This window comes from Xanthobacter oligotrophicus, from assembly GCF_008364685.1.
GTDB lineage: Bacteria > Pseudomonadota > Alphaproteobacteria > Rhizobiales > Xanthobacteraceae > Xanthobacter > Xanthobacter oligotrophicus.
Genome location: NZ_VTTL01000021.1, coordinates 1 through 12,620 on the forward strand (window position 1 = coordinate 1; position 12,620 = coordinate 12,620).

Below are 12,620 nucleotides of genomic sequence, written 5' to 3' on the forward strand. Positions count from 1 at the left end.
CATTCCGCCCTCGGCCATCGATCCCCTGCCGAGTTCGCCGCAACAATCGCACTGGAAATCCAGGCCGCCTGAGGCCAAAAATGAAACCTAGGACTCTCTCCTAAGCCGGAGGAGAAAAGGGGCTCAGGTCAGCTCCTGTAACATAATACCGTATGGCTTTGGCGGATTCCGCGTAGTGGCGGGATAGCAAAGGGGCAGGAATATGTAGAACCATGCGGCCAGCTTCTGGCGCACTGTGCTCATAGTCGCGGTGTGGGAGCGGCCTTGTCCTCCGTGACCTCTTGAATGAGCTTCGGTCCCTTCGCGAGCCGCCGTCCCAGTGCCGCGACAAACGCTTCATACCGCTCCCCCGCTTTTGCCCTGGCTGCCTGGGCCGCGGGTTCGGGCAGGGCCGGCGTCGTGGTGAGCCAGAAACGGATGAACACGGCCAACGTCTCGACCGAGATGCCGACGTCGCGCTCCATCCGCGTCATCCGTCTGTCCAGTAGATCCAGGCGCTTGGCGATCGCGGCCTCGCGTCGTTCGGTGGCGTCCGGGGACAGGAACGACGCGATGGCAGCCTCGGCGACCAGCGACTGAGGCTGGTCCCGGCGCGCAGCGTAATCTGCGAGCAACGCCATGGTGTCCGGATCGAGATAGACAGTGATCTGCGCCTTCTTCTTGCGTGGGGCCATCGCCGTCACAGCTCCATGCCGTCGCGGGGGTCGAGCGAGACCTGACGTGCCACCCCCTGCATGACGCGCGTCATGCGGCTGTTTCGGGCGACGTCGTCCTCACCCTCGTCCGCGAGATCGATCTCGAACTCGTTTCGGGGTTGCGCAGGGGTCTCGACCGGCGCCACCCGCGCCAGCTCCGGCTGGCGCCGACGCTCTGACCCGGTGGTGTCATCATCGTCAGTCCCCTCAACCATGAGGCTCAGTTGCGAGGGCACCGGCAGCGGCAGGATCGTCCAGTCGTCGGCCCTCCGCTCCCTTGGTTCCGAAAACTCCGGCGGCGGGAGGATCCGCTCCTTGAACCGCTCATCCTCATAGTACCGCGCCTTCTTTGCCCGGATCGGGGGCGTGCCTGCGACCATGACGATCTCGTCGGAGGGCGGAAGCTGCATCACCTCGCCCGGCGTGAGGAGCGGGCGTGCCGTCTCCGAGCGCGACACCATGAGGTGACCGAGCCAGGGCGACAGCCGGTGGCCGGCATAGTTCTTCATGGCCTTCATCTCGGTGGCGGTGCCGAGGGCGTCGGAGACGCGCTTGGCGGTGCGCTCGTCATTGGTGGCAAAGCTCACCCGCACATGGCAGTTGTCGAGGATGGAGTTGTTCGGGCCATAGGCCTTCTCGATCTGGTTCAGCGACTGAGCGATCAGGAAGCTCTTGAGCTCGTAGCCCGCCATGAACGCGAGGGCGCTCTCGAAGAAGTCGAGCCGCCCCAGCGCCGGAAACTCGTCCAGCATCAGGAGGAGCCTGTGGCGACCGGCTTTGGCCTGAAGGTCCTCGGTGAGGCGGCGCCCGACCTGGTTGAGGATCAGGCGAATGAGCGGCTTGGTGCGGTTGATGTCCGAGGGCGGCACGACGAGATAAAGGGTGGTCGGCTGCCGGCGTGCTACGAGGTCGGTGATGCGCCAGTCGCAGCGCCGGGTCACCTCGGCGACCACGGGATCGCGGTAGAGCCCGAGGAAGGACATGGCGGTGGAGAGCACGCCGGAGCGCTCATTCTCGGACTTGTTGAGAAGCTCCCGTGCCGCGCTGGCGATCACCGGATGGGGACCCGCCTCGCCGAGGTGCGGCGTCGTCATCATGGCGGCGAGCGTCGCCTCGATGGGGCGCCTGGGGTCGGAGAGGAAGACGGCGACGCCGGCGAGGGTCTTGTCGCGCTCGGCATAGAGCACATGGAGAATGGCGCCGACGAGCAGAGCGTGGCTGGTCTTTTCCCAGTGGTTGCGCTTTTCCAGTGAGCCCTCGGGGTCCACCAGGATATCGGCGATGTTCTGGACGTCGCGGACCTCCCACTCCCCGCGACGAACCTCCAGCAGCGGATTGTAAGCGGCCGATTTCACATTGGTGGGGTCGAACAGCAACACGCGCCCGTGCCGTGCCCGGAAGCCGGCGGTGAGCTGCCAGTTCTCGCCCTTGATGTCGTGGACGATGGCAGAGCCTGGCCAGGTGAGGAGCGATGGGACGACGAGGCCCACGCCCTTGCCCGACCGGGTGGGCGCGAAGCACAGGACGTGCTCGGGCCCGTCATGGCGCAGATAGTCCCCTCCATGGCGGCCGAGCACTACCCCGTCGGATCCGAGAAGACCGGCTGAACGGATCTCGTCCGGCTCGGCCCAGCGGGCGGAACCGTAGGTCTCGACCCGCTTCGCCTCCCGGGCCCGCCAGACCGACAGGCCGATGGCGATCGCAATGGACAGGAACCCGCCCGAGGCCGCGATGAAGGCGCCTTCTGTGAAAATCTCCGGCGCATAGGCATCGTAGAAATACCACCACCAGAAGAAGGCCGGCGGGTGATAGACGGGCCAGTACCCCAGCACGAACCAGGGTGAGCCGAGTTGGTCCTGGAAGCCCAGCCGCCAGGCGACATATTCCGTCGCCCCCCAGGTGGTGGCGAGCACGATGGAGAAGACTGCGAGGATCTGGCCCCAGAGGATCTTGGTCGCGGACATCCGGCGGTCCTTTTGCGCTTGAGGTCAGAGGCCGAGGCCGCGCTTGCGGCCGAAGGACCAGTCGATGCCACCATCGGACCGGGCGACACCGGAGACGTGCTTGCCGAGCTGCTTCTCGAGCGAGGGCGTCCAGGGCACGAGCTGGAAGCCGAGGCCGTCGTCGATCATGGCGAAGCGGCCTGAGGCCAGGGCGAAGCGCTGGCGATAGGTGCCGGTGACGTACTCACCAGTCCCGGCACGTTTGAAAGGCTGCCCGTTCCCGGCGGCGAGCCGCTCGCCCAGTGCGCTTATCTCCTGCCGGCGCAACGTCTCGATGAGGTCGCGAGCGAAGACGATGTGTTGGCCCTGACGCTGGGCGAGGCCTTCGGCGACCAGATGTACGGCACGGCGGTCCATGGCATCCCGCACATCGCCGCCGAAGCCGTTGTCGGAGAGGGAGGCGGGCTCGCGGGCGAGCGCCTGCCGGTCGAGCCAGGTCGCGCCCGCCGCCGTGACCTGTCGCTCGATGTCGAGGTCCGAGCGGACCGCGAGCGCGGCCCGTTGTTGGCCGTGGGCATCCTCGAACCTCCTCAGCTCGACGATGGAGCCGGGAGCGCCATCGCCTGCCGCATCGAGGTCGGGCAGCCTGATGTGGTGGGTGCGCCCGTCGACGCCGTCGACCACGGCATAGGCCGTGCCCTTCAGCTCGTCGTCGAGGCCGCGGTCGACCAGGCGGCCGATGATGGGTGCATCGAGGTGCTCACCAGAAAGCACATAGCTTGCGGTACCGCGCTCGATGCCCTGCGAGGTCAGAGCCCGGTGCATACGCTTGATGATGTCGCCGCGCTCGCCCAGCGCGCGGAGCGTGGCCTCGGCCTTCTCGTCGATCACCCACTGGCCGGGGCCGACCTGATCGGCGAGTCCGATGGTTTCGAGCTTGCGCAGTCGTCCGACCTTCAGGGCATGGAACGCGTCCGGCTGGCGATCGGCATGGGGCGCGACGTCGATCACGCCGGTCTCGTGCTGGTCCCGGACCAGTTGACGGTCGAGCTGCGTCCACCTCTCCGCCTCCACTTGCCGCTCGATGGCGCGGCGGATGTCGAGGTCGGTGTGCGGCCCCAGCTCCTGGGTGACCAGATCCTGTGCGCGGGCGCGCATGCCCTCCTTGATGTAATCGCGGGAGATGACGAGGTCCTGGCCGTCGTCGGTCTGGCCACGCACCAGGATGTGCAGGTGGGGGTTGTCCGTGTTCCAGTGGTCGACGCCGACCCAATCCAGCTTCGTGCCGAGGTCCGTCTCCATCTGGCCCACGAGGTCGCGGGCGAAGGACCTCAGGTCGGCCATATCCGCCGCGTCCTCGGGCGACACGATCAAGCGGAAATGGTGCCGGTCGTCAGCGCATCGCTCCGCAAAGGCGCGGCCATCTTCCTCCTCGGCGCCCGGCCCGAACAGGCGGGCCTTCTCCCCGTCCTGGGTCGCGCCCTCCCGGCGCAGGTAGGAGAGATGCGCGATCAGCGGTGTGGCGCGGGCGGTGTGGCGCACCACGCGGGTCTTGATGACGACGACGCGCGAGCGACCCGTGAGCAGGCGGTTGGCCTGGATGCTCGCCGTCCGCCCGCGGCCGAAGTGCGAGCGGGTGCCGGAGGTGAGGCGGCCGGATCGGGAGACGTGGCCACCGGCCTTCTGGGCCGCGGCGAGGGCCTGGGCGATGAAGGGACGGGCCCTCTGGGCACGGGACGAGCGGATGCGGCCGGGCCGGACGCGGAATTCCCGGTCATCGGTCATGACGCGCCCCTGCAAGGTGGGGGAAGGCCAACAGGATCAGTGACTTGAGTACTCGATGCACATTGTCGAGCAGCAGCGCAATGTGCGTTTGGCTCAAAATTCCCAAGCAAAAACAACCGCCCGACCTCAGCGCACCTTGCGCCCTTTTATCTCGCCCTCCTAATCGGTCGTATTTCCACTGCTCTTGCGGACATCGTCGTTCATCCTTCCCGATGCGAGAATATACTATGCTGTTCGCCACGGCACGCCTCCGCTCGCGGGCTTCGAGTTCCGATGCGCCTTGCACTCCTCCGCGCTCTGCGACGGGGTGTTCCGGCTGCACGTCGGCAGCGCTCGAACCGTCGCGGCGCACTTTTCCATCGGATTGACGGAGCATCGTCACAGGCAATCGAGCGCGGTCCGGCCGTCTTCCGATCGGCACAGCCGCAGGCAAGATAACGTGCGTTCCGTCGGTCCTGGTCTGCATCGGTCCTCATCCGCCGAGGGCGGATCTCCATGTTCAGAATGGCGTCCGTCAGTTGCGGGCGCGCTGCATGTCTCGTGTCAGCAAGTTGCTCATCGGTGGGCTCCCAGGAGCTTGCGATCCTTGGTGTGCGCCCGCTGCGCGGCGTCGGCAGTGCTCGCTGCCGGATCGCCGAGATAGAAGGTGCCGTCGCTCCACATGGCGTGCATGATGACGGCCAGTTTGCGGGCCACGGCGACGCACGCCTTGCGATGGCAGGAGCGCTTGGCGATCTCCTGGCCCCAGGCCTTCACCTTGTCCTTGCCCTTGAAGCGGGTCAGCAGTCCCGATGCCGCCTCGTAGAGCGCGCGGCGCACATCAGAGTCCCCAGCCTTTGAGATACGCCCCTGCACGTCGATCGATGTGCCCGACTGCCATCGCCTGGACGTCAGCCCGAAATAGGCGGCAACGTCGCGCGAGCGGCGGAAGCGGGACGGGTCGTCGATCGCCGTCATGAAGCTGAGCGCCGTCACCGGCCCGACGCCTGGGATCGCCATGAAGCGCCGGCACAGCTCGCTTTGCGCCACCAGCTTCACGACGAGATCGTGCAGCCGGCAATACTCCTTCCACAGCGCGGCGCGCGCCGACAGCATGGCGTCCATGAGCTCGCAGGACAGCGGATCGTCGGCCACCGCCTCCCGCACCGCCTGGTCGAACTTGCCGCGCGAGGTGCCACCGAGCTTGATCCCGAAGCTCTTCAGCGAGTGGCGGATGGCGTTCTCGAGATCGAGGAACTTGCGCTTCAGGTTGCGTCGATGCGTCAGCAGCAGGCGCATCCGGTAGCAGCTTTCCGTCTTCACGTGCGCCTGGCGGAACCAGCCTGTGCGCATGATGTGGGCGATCCCGAGGGCGTCCGCTGCGTCGGTCTTGTTGCGCTGGGCCGACATCGCGGCCCGCACATGCTGCGTCTCCAGGCAGATCGCCGGCAGGCCGAGCTTCTTGAGCTCGGGATGGAGCCAGGGCGACAGCGAGCCGGCCTCGTGGCCGACACGCTTCAATCGCCCAACGAAGGGCTTCAGCACCGCCAGCAACGCCTCCGGCTCGGTCGCCACCTTCACCGTCAGATGTACTTCACCGCGATCATCGACGACGCACACCGCCGTCTCCTCGATGGCCACGTCCAGCCCGCAAAAGAAGTCCATCACCCGCCTCCTGCGTTGCGTAACGCGGGAGATTTTACCGGGCGGCGAAGCTGTTGGTGGCGCGCTCTTCGGCGGGGAACCGTCCTGCCGATTACGGGCGGCAATCGGACGGTTGTGTCCTGCGTCTCCCATCCCGCCCCTCGCCTGAACACGAGAGGCCCCGCCAATCTGCGAATGAGCCCGGTCGTGGTCATTGCACGCCTCCAGAGCCGCCACGGGCGACGAACAGGCCAGCAGACTGCGGAACGATGGCCGAGATATCGCGCACGTCAGGTGTCGGCTGAGCATGATCCGTTGACATTGGATCTGCCGCTGACGTGCGCACTGGCTGCACGGCGAAGATCGGAGCTTGAGCCCAGGAGGGTGTCTCGACCGCCGGCGGAGAGGGTGATTTCGGCGCGGAAGGTTCGGCTTCGCCGCGCGCGATGTCCGGCGCCAACTTGTCGACGTAAGCGCGCGTCTCCGGGGGCAGCGGGCGTCCCTTCCGAGAGGCCTCGTAGCGGCCCGGCCCCGCATTGTAGGCGGCGAGGAAGCCAGGATTGCCGTAGCGATCGAACAACTCCCGCAGGTAGGCCGCACCCGCCATGATGTTGTCGTGCGGGTCGTAGGGGTCGTCGCCGAGGCCATAGTGGACACGCAGTTCAGCCCAGGTCTGCGGCATGATCTGCATCAGCCCCATGGCGCCTTTTGGCGAGGTAGAGCGCGCGTCGCCGTCGCTTTCGGCGCGCATGACGGCCCGGATCCAGGCTGCGGGAATGTCGAAACGCTCCACCGCTTCCGCGATGAAGTCGGCGTAGCGATCGCTTGACGACGGCGGGTTTTGTGGCCCTCGTGTTTCCGCCGCCATGGCTGTCATTGACCAGCCGCAGAGCACTCCGGAAAGGAGAAGAAGGACCAGCGCACGAGGGCAAATGAGCACGCGCATCGGTCCGCACGCGCCATCACAGGCGCGCAAAAACAGTCTCGTCCGCGGCATGACGGCCTCTCGACGTGTGATGAAGGTGAAGATGGTCGGTCGCCCTCAGCGCGTCGGCGCACGCCAGACGAAGTGCCCATCGCCGGCCTCATCGGTGTAGAGCGGCACGGCGCGGCCGATCACGGTGCTGGCGGGCAGTGGCCCGAAATACCGCCCATCGAGACTGTCGGGCACATCGAAGTTCATGAGGAAGAGCTCGCCGTGGGCGATGCGACGGCATCCGCGCCAGACCGGCAGGGGACGTCCCATGCGGTCGCGCTCCAGCGCCTCACCGTAAGCCACGCCATCGACGGTGATGGTGCCGTCTTTGCGGCAGACCTCCTGCCCGGGAAGCGCCGCCACGCGCTTCATCAATGGGACGCCGGCGCCCACATAGGCGCGCTCCACCAGGAAGCGGGCGAGCGCTGCCGGCGGCGTGATGGCGAGGAGGTCCATGACATCGAGCCTGCGCGCGGGCTCGATTTCGTAGAGCCCGACGGGCGCGCTGGCGGAGACGTTCCACACCAGCTTGAGCGGTGTCGGAACAAAGGCGGCCGCCGCCGCCCCCATCACCGAGAAATACGTCACCATGACATAGCCGAAGCGGGTCATTCTTCGCACTCCCGCCGCTTGAGCCACGCGTGATGGCGCTCAGTCGTGTAGGCGCGGGGCATGTGGCCGGCGATCAGGCGGTTGTGGACGTGCCGCCAGTGGTCGGGGGCGACATCCGCGCCGTTGACGCCGATGGCCTCGACGGCATCCACGTGCTGGAGCACTTTCTCGACCTTCGGCCAGCCGTCGGCGCGCAGCAGGATCTCTCCGCCGGGACGCACGAAGGGCAGCGTCTGGTAGGCCTCGCCGGGTGCGACGGCGCGCACGATGTCGATGCGCGACACCACGGTGCCGAAGTCGTTTGCAGCCCAGCGGACGAAGGCGAAGATGGAGTTCGGCGCAAACGATACGATGCGGCGGCTACGGTCGAGAGTTTGTGCCTGCGCAGGCCGGCCGAAGCGGATCCAGTTCTCGATCCGCTTCTCGATCCAGGTCAGCTCCACATGGGTGAGCGGGTCTGGGGTCGGCGCGGCGGGTGATGGGGCGATGGGTTTGGGAACAGAGGATGGCACCGGCGGGCTCATCATGAGGCCTCTCCTGATGTCGGGGGAAATTCTCGGGCGAGGAGATCGCGGAGCATGTCCGCGACGGTCTGGCCGCGACCGAAGGCGGCGATCTTGATGCGCCCGCGCAGGTCGGGCGTGACGTCGATGGTGAGCCGCGCGGTAAAGCCGCCGGTGACGTCATTTGACGTCTTCGCCTCCGCAGCCTTGATCCACTGCTCCGGATCAGCCGGCCGCGCGGCGAAGCCCTTGCGGGTCGGCGGTGCGCTCATGGTAGGCGTCCATAACCGGCGAGACCGACGATCTCCGCCGCCAGCGCCGTGATCTCGCGCGCAGCCGGGCCACGTTCGTCCAGCTCGCTGACGAGCCGCCCGGACTGTGCCGACATGGCGAAGGCGACGCGCTGGCCAATGGTGGTCGCGAGCACGGGCGGATCGTGATCCGCCAGCGTCTCGGCCGTCTCACGGGCGAGCACGGTGCGGGCACCGCAGCGGTTCAGCACGAACCGCGCAGCAAGCGCCGGTCGGTAAATGCGCGCCTCATTGAGGAGCGCGAGCATCTCCGCGGAGGCCCAGCCATCGAGCGGCGATGGCTGCGCCGGGATCAGCACGAGGTCGGCGGCGAGGAGCGCCGAGCGCATGAGGCCGGCGACGCGGGGCGGCCCGTCGATGACCACATGGTCGGCATCCCGCGCCAGCTCGGGGGCCTCCCGGTGCAGCGTGTCACGGGCGAGGCCGACGACGCCGAACAGGCGCGGCAAGCCCTCGCGGCTGCGCTGCTGCGACCAGTCGAGGGCCGAGCCCTGAGGGTCCGCATCGATGAGGGTCACGCGCCGGCCGCGGCTCGCCCAGGCGCCGGCAAGGTGCAGGGCAAGCGTCGTCTTGCCGACTCCGCCCTTCTGATTGAGCAGCGCGACGATCATCGACGGCCTCCCGATGCGTTCGCGGGAGGCAGATCGGCTACGGGAAGAGGTTCTGGCGCCTGAAATCCGTCTTTACGGAAAGACGGAAGACCCTCATCCTTAGAGGTGCGCAGATGGGCAGCTTTTTGGGCCGGCTGAGCGCGGTTATCCACATCGCCCGCGCGCCTTTTAAAGTTAGACTCTATGTTAGAGTCTAAGTTAAGAGCGCGATTTTGCGTTTTCGGGCTTAGGGTTAACCCCTGTTTCGGTTCCTGAAAGCACGAGGGGCCGGTTCCTGATGGCACGTGGCACCGGGTTCCCGATGGCACGAAGGGATTCACAGGTTGTCCACAGGCCGGCTCGAAGGCGAGCAGCGTGCGCGCACCCGCGTCACACTCCAGAAACAGGGTGTAGCCGGGCAGCGGCTGGCGGCGGATGATGTCCCGCAGCTCGAAGGCGAAGCGCTTGAACGGCGAGAGGCTACCGGACTTGAGGTGCAGGTGGCGGAAGTCGAAGCGCCAGCCGTTGTGCTGGCGGCCGCCGTGCTTGCGCACCAGCCGGTAGAGCCAGCGGTCGAGCCCGCCCGTCAGGTCGAAATAGGCCCGGTCGATGGTGAGAACGAGGGCATCTTCGAGAATGGCGCAATAGAACCAGTCAGGAACGATGAGCTCGATTCCCGCGGGTCTGCCATCCCGGTCGGTGCGCTCCTTCCACTCGTTGATCCAGGAGAAGCGATGGCGCCGTCCCTCGGCCCGCTGGCGGATCGAGGTGGACACGGTTGTGGATTGCAGCCGGTCGAGCGCCGCCTTCAGGCGCTGGTAGTCCCGCAGCGAGGTGCCGCGCCCCACGAACCTGAGGATCTCATAGGGGGTGGCGACCATGAAGCGCGACGTGCGCAGGCCAGCGTCGCGGGCCTCCACGATCTGGCTCGCCGCCCAGATCAGGATGTCGGCGTCCCAGATGGTCGCCATGCCGTGGTCAGGCACGGCCTCGACCCGGATGGAGACATCGCCGGCGGCAAAATCGATGGGCGCGATACGATGGGTCTTGGAGAGGGAGAAGAAGGGATAGGCCATGAGATCCTGCGCATCCCGTGGCGCGAACGCGCCGGGAAGCGCGCGGAACAGATCGAGCTGTCCGCGCTCCGGCTGGGAGCGATGCCGCGCCGCCATGGAGAAGGGTTCCGATCAGCGTGCGAAACGGTGGGGCTCGACAACGCCGGGCAGGGCGTGGCGCTTGGCCGGCAGCACGCAGCCGCGCGGATCGGAGGTGGAGGTGACGGCGCCACGGGCGACCCAGGCCTGCAGGTCCTCGATGGCATAGACGACGCGTCCGCCGAGCTTGCGATAGCCGGGTCCGGTTCCGTAGGTGCGGTGCTTCTCGAGCGTGCGGGGCGAGAGGCTGAGGAAGACGGCGGCTTCCTTGGTGCGCAAGTAGCGTGGCGGCAGCGGGACAGCGTCGGGTCGCATGGATCGAACCTCCGTGGGCGATCTCGGGCCGCTGGTCATCAGCGGCGGATGGCGATCACGGTGGCGAAGGGCAGCCGTCGAGGGGGATGGGGAAGTTGAGGGGGGCGAAAATCCCCACCCTCAGGATGCCGACGATGCGGCTATGGTCTTCTGCGATGACGCAGGAGCCTGAGATAGCCGCCGCCGATCATGGCGAGGCCGCCTTTGACGAGGCCGATGACCTTGTCGCGCAGCGCCGAGGTTTTCCAGGGCTCGGATGCCACGCGCTTGTGGCTGTAAAGGAAGATGGCGATGTCGCGATAGCTGGCGCCGTTCGCCCGACCATCGGCCGCCAGCATCATGGTGCGCAGCCGGCCACGCTGCTGCGCGGTGATGCGGGTGTCGGGGATCGCCGGCCGACCCTCGACAGCGCGCCAGAAGCGGGTCAAGGCCTCCACCCGTCCAATGGTGTCCGCGTCCAGCGGGATCAATGCCGCCAGCGGCGCGTCGGGGCGAGTCCCGGTCAGCAGCAGCACCTGCGCGGCATGAGGTGCCGAACCATGGACCCAGTATCGTCCCTCGGTGCTATCGCGCGGCGCAACCATGCCGCCGAACGACACGCTGGGCGCGCCCGGAAGAAACGCGGGCTGTTGGGCGAGAAGCACGATGGCCGGATCGACAACCGGCGACCACGGGACGTTCTGTTCCACAGCGGAGAGAGATGGCCGCGCGGCGAAATCGCAGCCCCCAGCGTTGCTCCACCTCCCGGGGGAGCGGGTCGGCGTCCGAGCCGGCCTTCACGAGGGACTGGTAGTGTTCCTGGTAGGTCTCGTCCCGGCGCAGGCATTCCCAGGCGAGGCCCTCCACCGACAGCGTGTCGAAATAGACGTAGCTGGCATCCTCTCGCCAGCGCGATGTATCGGGCTTCATCACTCGTCTCCGCATCCAGCGTGCGTGTCGAGTGAGGACAATCTGGGATTGAGAATACTGGGGGAAGTCTGCCAGGGAGCATCGCGTGATGCCGCAGCCGCATCACCCCTGCAAACGGGCTGCAACGTCAGACAGGGCGGTGGAGGAGGTCCTTGTAGCCGCTGGAGGCCACCCATCGGGCCCGGGCCAGATGGCTGTCATGGACATGACGGGCACGTTCGGACTCCCGAGCCGCGTCGATGCCGAACAGCACCGAGGCGATCTCCTCCCAGCCGGCGCCATCCGCCGTGGCGTCCAAAAGGCGCGCATAGAGCTTGATGTGCGCTCGGTCGTAGTCGGTGAGCTCGGAAGCGGACGGAGCGGTGTCTGCAAACGCGTCGGTCATGTCACCCCCCGTTTCCATGCCTGGCGCAGCCTTCGTCCCTTCTAGACGACGGCGGATGGTGAAGCGAGCCCGCGAGCCGGGAGCATCCCCGGGCCGCTCGGTGATCGATCGGCATCGGCATTGCCGCCGTCTAACCCGCTAGGGCCGCTTGATTACATATTATAGTTGATAAGCTCAAAGTGTGTAAATTGCGATCCGTCTGCGCATGGATATGCGCAAGCTGGTCGGCCGGAACTTCGCTCGCCTGCGTCAGGAAAAAGGCCTGACGCAGGAGGATGTCGAGGCGCGCTCCGGTTTCAGCCAGCAGTATATCAGCGGCCTCGAGCGTGGCCGGCGCAATCCGACGGTCATCACCCTCTACGAGCTGGCTCAGGCGCTGGGGGTCAGCCACGTCGAACTGGTGCGGCCGGACGGCAACGACTGACCGGTGAACCCGGTGGCGGGAAGGCCCCGGCCGGAACCGGCCGGGGCCTTGTGCGGCTCACTCGCCGCGGCGCCCGCTGGGGCGGGACCAGATCAGCGAGAAGGTGTCGGCGTCCTCGTCGTCGAAGAGGTTGGCGTAGATCGGGGCGTTGAAGCTCGGGTCGTCGAGCTTGAGGCCCAGATAGTCGCGGCCTTCGCTGGAGCGCTTGGACCAGGCGGCGCCGATCTCGATCTTATGTGGAGCTCCACATAACGTCGATTATGCGGAGAGCGGGATTATGCGGAGCGCTGGCCTGTGAGGTCTGTGTTGCCGCCGGTTTCGGCGGGGGTTCTGCTCCGCATAATTGCGAGGGTGGAAGGCGGGCGCCCCGCGGGAAGCGGAGCGCCCGTGGCCGG

General features: G+C 67.0%; 15 protein-coding genes and 1 pseudogene. 1 reads left to right on the plus strand and 15 read right to left on the minus strand.

Going from position 1 to position 12,620, the window contains the following annotated elements; genetic code table 11:
* Positions 1–239: 239 nt before the first annotated feature.
* From FZ033_RS23650 to FZ033_RS23715, 14 genes are all read right to left on the minus strand, one after another.
* Positions 240–674 carry a CopG family transcriptional regulator gene (locus tag FZ033_RS23650; RefSeq protein ID WP_149578520.1) on the minus strand — a complete coding sequence of 145 codons (435 nt, stop codon included), beginning with the start codon at positions 672–674 and terminating at the stop codon, positions 240–242.
* A gap of 5 nt (positions 675–679) precedes the next feature.
* A complete protein-coding gene (locus FZ033_RS23655) occupies positions 680–2,659 on the minus strand; it encodes a conjugal transfer protein TraG (protein WP_149578521.1) in 1,980 nt (659 codons plus the stop codon).
* Positions 2,660–2,683: 24 nt separating this feature from the next.
* Complete coding sequence (locus FZ033_RS23660) at positions 2,684–4,423, minus strand: relaxase/mobilization nuclease domain-containing protein (RefSeq protein ID WP_149578522.1); 1,740 nt, start codon at positions 4,421–4,423, stop codon at positions 2,684–2,686.
* Positions 4,424–4,978: 555 nt separating this feature from the next.
* Positions 4,979–6,067: an IS110 family RNA-guided transposase gene (locus FZ033_RS23665; RefSeq protein ID WP_012112611.1), complete on the minus strand. Its 1,089-nt coding sequence runs from the start codon at positions 6,065–6,067 to the stop codon at positions 4,979–4,981.
* Between the two features lie 190 nt (positions 6,068–6,257).
* Positions 6,258–7,043: a lytic transglycosylase domain-containing protein gene (locus FZ033_RS23670; RefSeq protein WP_394026630.1), complete on the minus strand. Its 786-nt coding sequence runs from the start codon at positions 7,041–7,043 to the stop codon at positions 6,258–6,260.
* A gap of 45 nt (positions 7,044–7,088) precedes the next feature.
* Entirely contained in the window at positions 7,089–7,634 is a 546-nt protein-coding gene (locus FZ033_RS23675; RefSeq protein WP_149578523.1) for a S26 family signal peptidase, read from the minus strand.
* Positions 7,631–8,161: a DUF2840 domain-containing protein gene (locus tag FZ033_RS23680; RefSeq protein WP_373878253.1), complete on the minus strand. Its 531-nt coding sequence runs from the start codon at positions 8,159–8,161 to the stop codon at positions 7,631–7,633. Before FZ033_RS23680 ends, FZ033_RS23675 begins: the two co-directional genes overlap by 4 nt.
* A complete protein-coding gene (locus FZ033_RS23685) occupies positions 8,158–8,409 on the minus strand; it encodes a hypothetical protein (RefSeq protein ID WP_149578524.1) in 252 nt (83 codons plus the stop codon). Before FZ033_RS23685 ends, FZ033_RS23680 begins: the two co-directional genes overlap by 4 nt.
* Entirely contained in the window at positions 8,406–9,059 is a 654-nt protein-coding gene (gene parA / locus FZ033_RS23690; RefSeq protein ID WP_149578525.1) for a ParA family partition ATPase, read from the minus strand. The genes FZ033_RS23685 and parA overlap by 4 nt, the downstream gene beginning before the upstream one ends.
* Positions 9,056–10,210, minus strand: coding sequence for a replication initiator protein A (locus FZ033_RS23695; RefSeq protein ID WP_149578526.1), 1,155 nt, complete (start codon positions 10,208–10,210; stop codon positions 9,056–9,058). Before FZ033_RS23695 ends, parA begins: the two co-directional genes overlap by 4 nt.
* Before the next feature lie 15 nt (positions 10,211–10,225).
* Positions 10,226–10,507, minus strand: coding sequence for a helix-turn-helix transcriptional regulator (locus FZ033_RS23700; RefSeq protein WP_149578527.1), 282 nt, complete (start codon positions 10,505–10,507; stop codon positions 10,226–10,228).
* Positions 10,508–10,647: 140 nt separating this feature from the next.
* Complete coding sequence (locus FZ033_RS23705) at positions 10,648–11,151, minus strand: DUF2285 domain-containing protein (protein WP_309298308.1); 504 nt, start codon at positions 11,149–11,151, stop codon at positions 10,648–10,650.
* The gene (locus FZ033_RS24470) at positions 11,072–11,431 is read right to left on the minus strand and encodes a transcriptional regulator domain-containing protein (protein ID WP_309298307.1); all 360 of its coding nucleotides are present in this window, start codon (positions 11,429–11,431) and stop codon (positions 11,072–11,074) included. Before FZ033_RS24470 ends, FZ033_RS23705 begins: the two co-directional genes overlap by 80 nt.
* 112 nt (positions 11,432–11,543) lie before the next feature.
* The gene (locus FZ033_RS23715) at positions 11,544–11,801 is read right to left on the minus strand and encodes a DNA -binding domain-containing protein (RefSeq protein WP_149578528.1); all 258 of its coding nucleotides are present in this window, start codon (positions 11,799–11,801) and stop codon (positions 11,544–11,546) included.
* 205 nt (positions 11,802–12,006) lie between these two features.
* Between FZ033_RS23715 and FZ033_RS23720 the strand changes: the two genes are divergently transcribed.
* A complete protein-coding gene (locus FZ033_RS23720; protein WP_138397488.1) occupies positions 12,007–12,225 on the plus strand; it encodes a helix-turn-helix domain-containing protein in 219 nt (72 codons plus the stop codon).
* A 57-nt stretch (positions 12,226–12,282) separates the two neighbouring features.
* On the opposite strand, the pseudogene FZ033_RS23725 reads toward FZ033_RS23720, so the two are convergent.
* Positions 12,283–12,459 (minus strand): annotated as a pseudogene (locus tag FZ033_RS23725) (DUF736 domain-containing protein); the annotation flags it as partial.
* Positions 12,460–12,620: the final 161 nt, after the last annotated feature.

Bases quoted from the DNA above. Each gene is read 5' to 3' on its own strand.
- FZ033_RS23650 (WP_149578520.1), bottom strand. From the start codon at position 674: ATGGCCCCACGCAAGAAGAAGGCGCAGATCACTGTCTATCTCGATCCG.
- FZ033_RS23655 (WP_149578521.1), bottom strand. From the start codon at position 2,659: ATGTCCGCGACCAAGATCCTCTGGGGCCAGATCCTCGCAGTCTTCTCC.
- FZ033_RS23660 (WP_149578522.1), bottom strand. From the start codon at position 4,423: ATGACCGATGACCGGGAATTCCGCGTCCGGCCCGGCCGCATCCGCTCG.
- FZ033_RS23665 (WP_012112611.1), bottom strand. From the start codon at position 6,067: ATGGACTTCTTTTGCGGGCTGGACGTGGCCATCGAGGAGACGGCGGTG.
- FZ033_RS23670 (WP_394026630.1), bottom strand. From the start codon at position 7,043: ATGCCGCGGACGAGACTGTTTTTGCGCGCCTGTGATGGCGCGTGCGGA.
- FZ033_RS23675 (WP_149578523.1), bottom strand. From the start codon at position 7,634: ATGACCCGCTTCGGCTATGTCATGGTGACGTATTTCTCGGTGATGGGG.
- FZ033_RS23680 (WP_373878253.1), bottom strand. From the start codon at position 8,161: ATGATGAGCCCGCCGGTGCCATCCTCTGTTCCCAAACCCATCGCCCCA.
- FZ033_RS23685 (WP_149578524.1), bottom strand. From the start codon at position 8,409: ATGAGCGCACCGCCGACCCGCAAGGGCTTCGCCGCGCGGCCGGCTGAT.
- parA (WP_149578525.1), bottom strand. From the start codon at position 9,059: ATGATCGTCGCGCTGCTCAATCAGAAGGGCGGAGTCGGCAAGACGACG.
- FZ033_RS23695 (WP_149578526.1), bottom strand. From the start codon at position 10,210: ATGGCGGCGCGGCATCGCTCCCAGCCGGAGCGCGGACAGCTCGATCTG.
- FZ033_RS23700 (WP_149578527.1), bottom strand. From the start codon at position 10,507: ATGCGACCCGACGCTGTCCCGCTGCCGCCACGCTACTTGCGCACCAAG.
- FZ033_RS24470 (WP_309298307.1), bottom strand. From the start codon at position 11,431: ATGCGGAGACGAGTGATGAAGCCCGATACATCGCGCTGGCGAGAGGAT.
- FZ033_RS23715 (WP_149578528.1), bottom strand. From the start codon at position 11,801: ATGACCGACGCGTTTGCAGACACCGCTCCGTCCGCTTCCGAGCTCACC.
- FZ033_RS23720 (WP_138397488.1), top strand. From the start codon at position 12,007: ATGGATATGCGCAAGCTGGTCGGCCGGAACTTCGCTCGCCTGCGTCAG.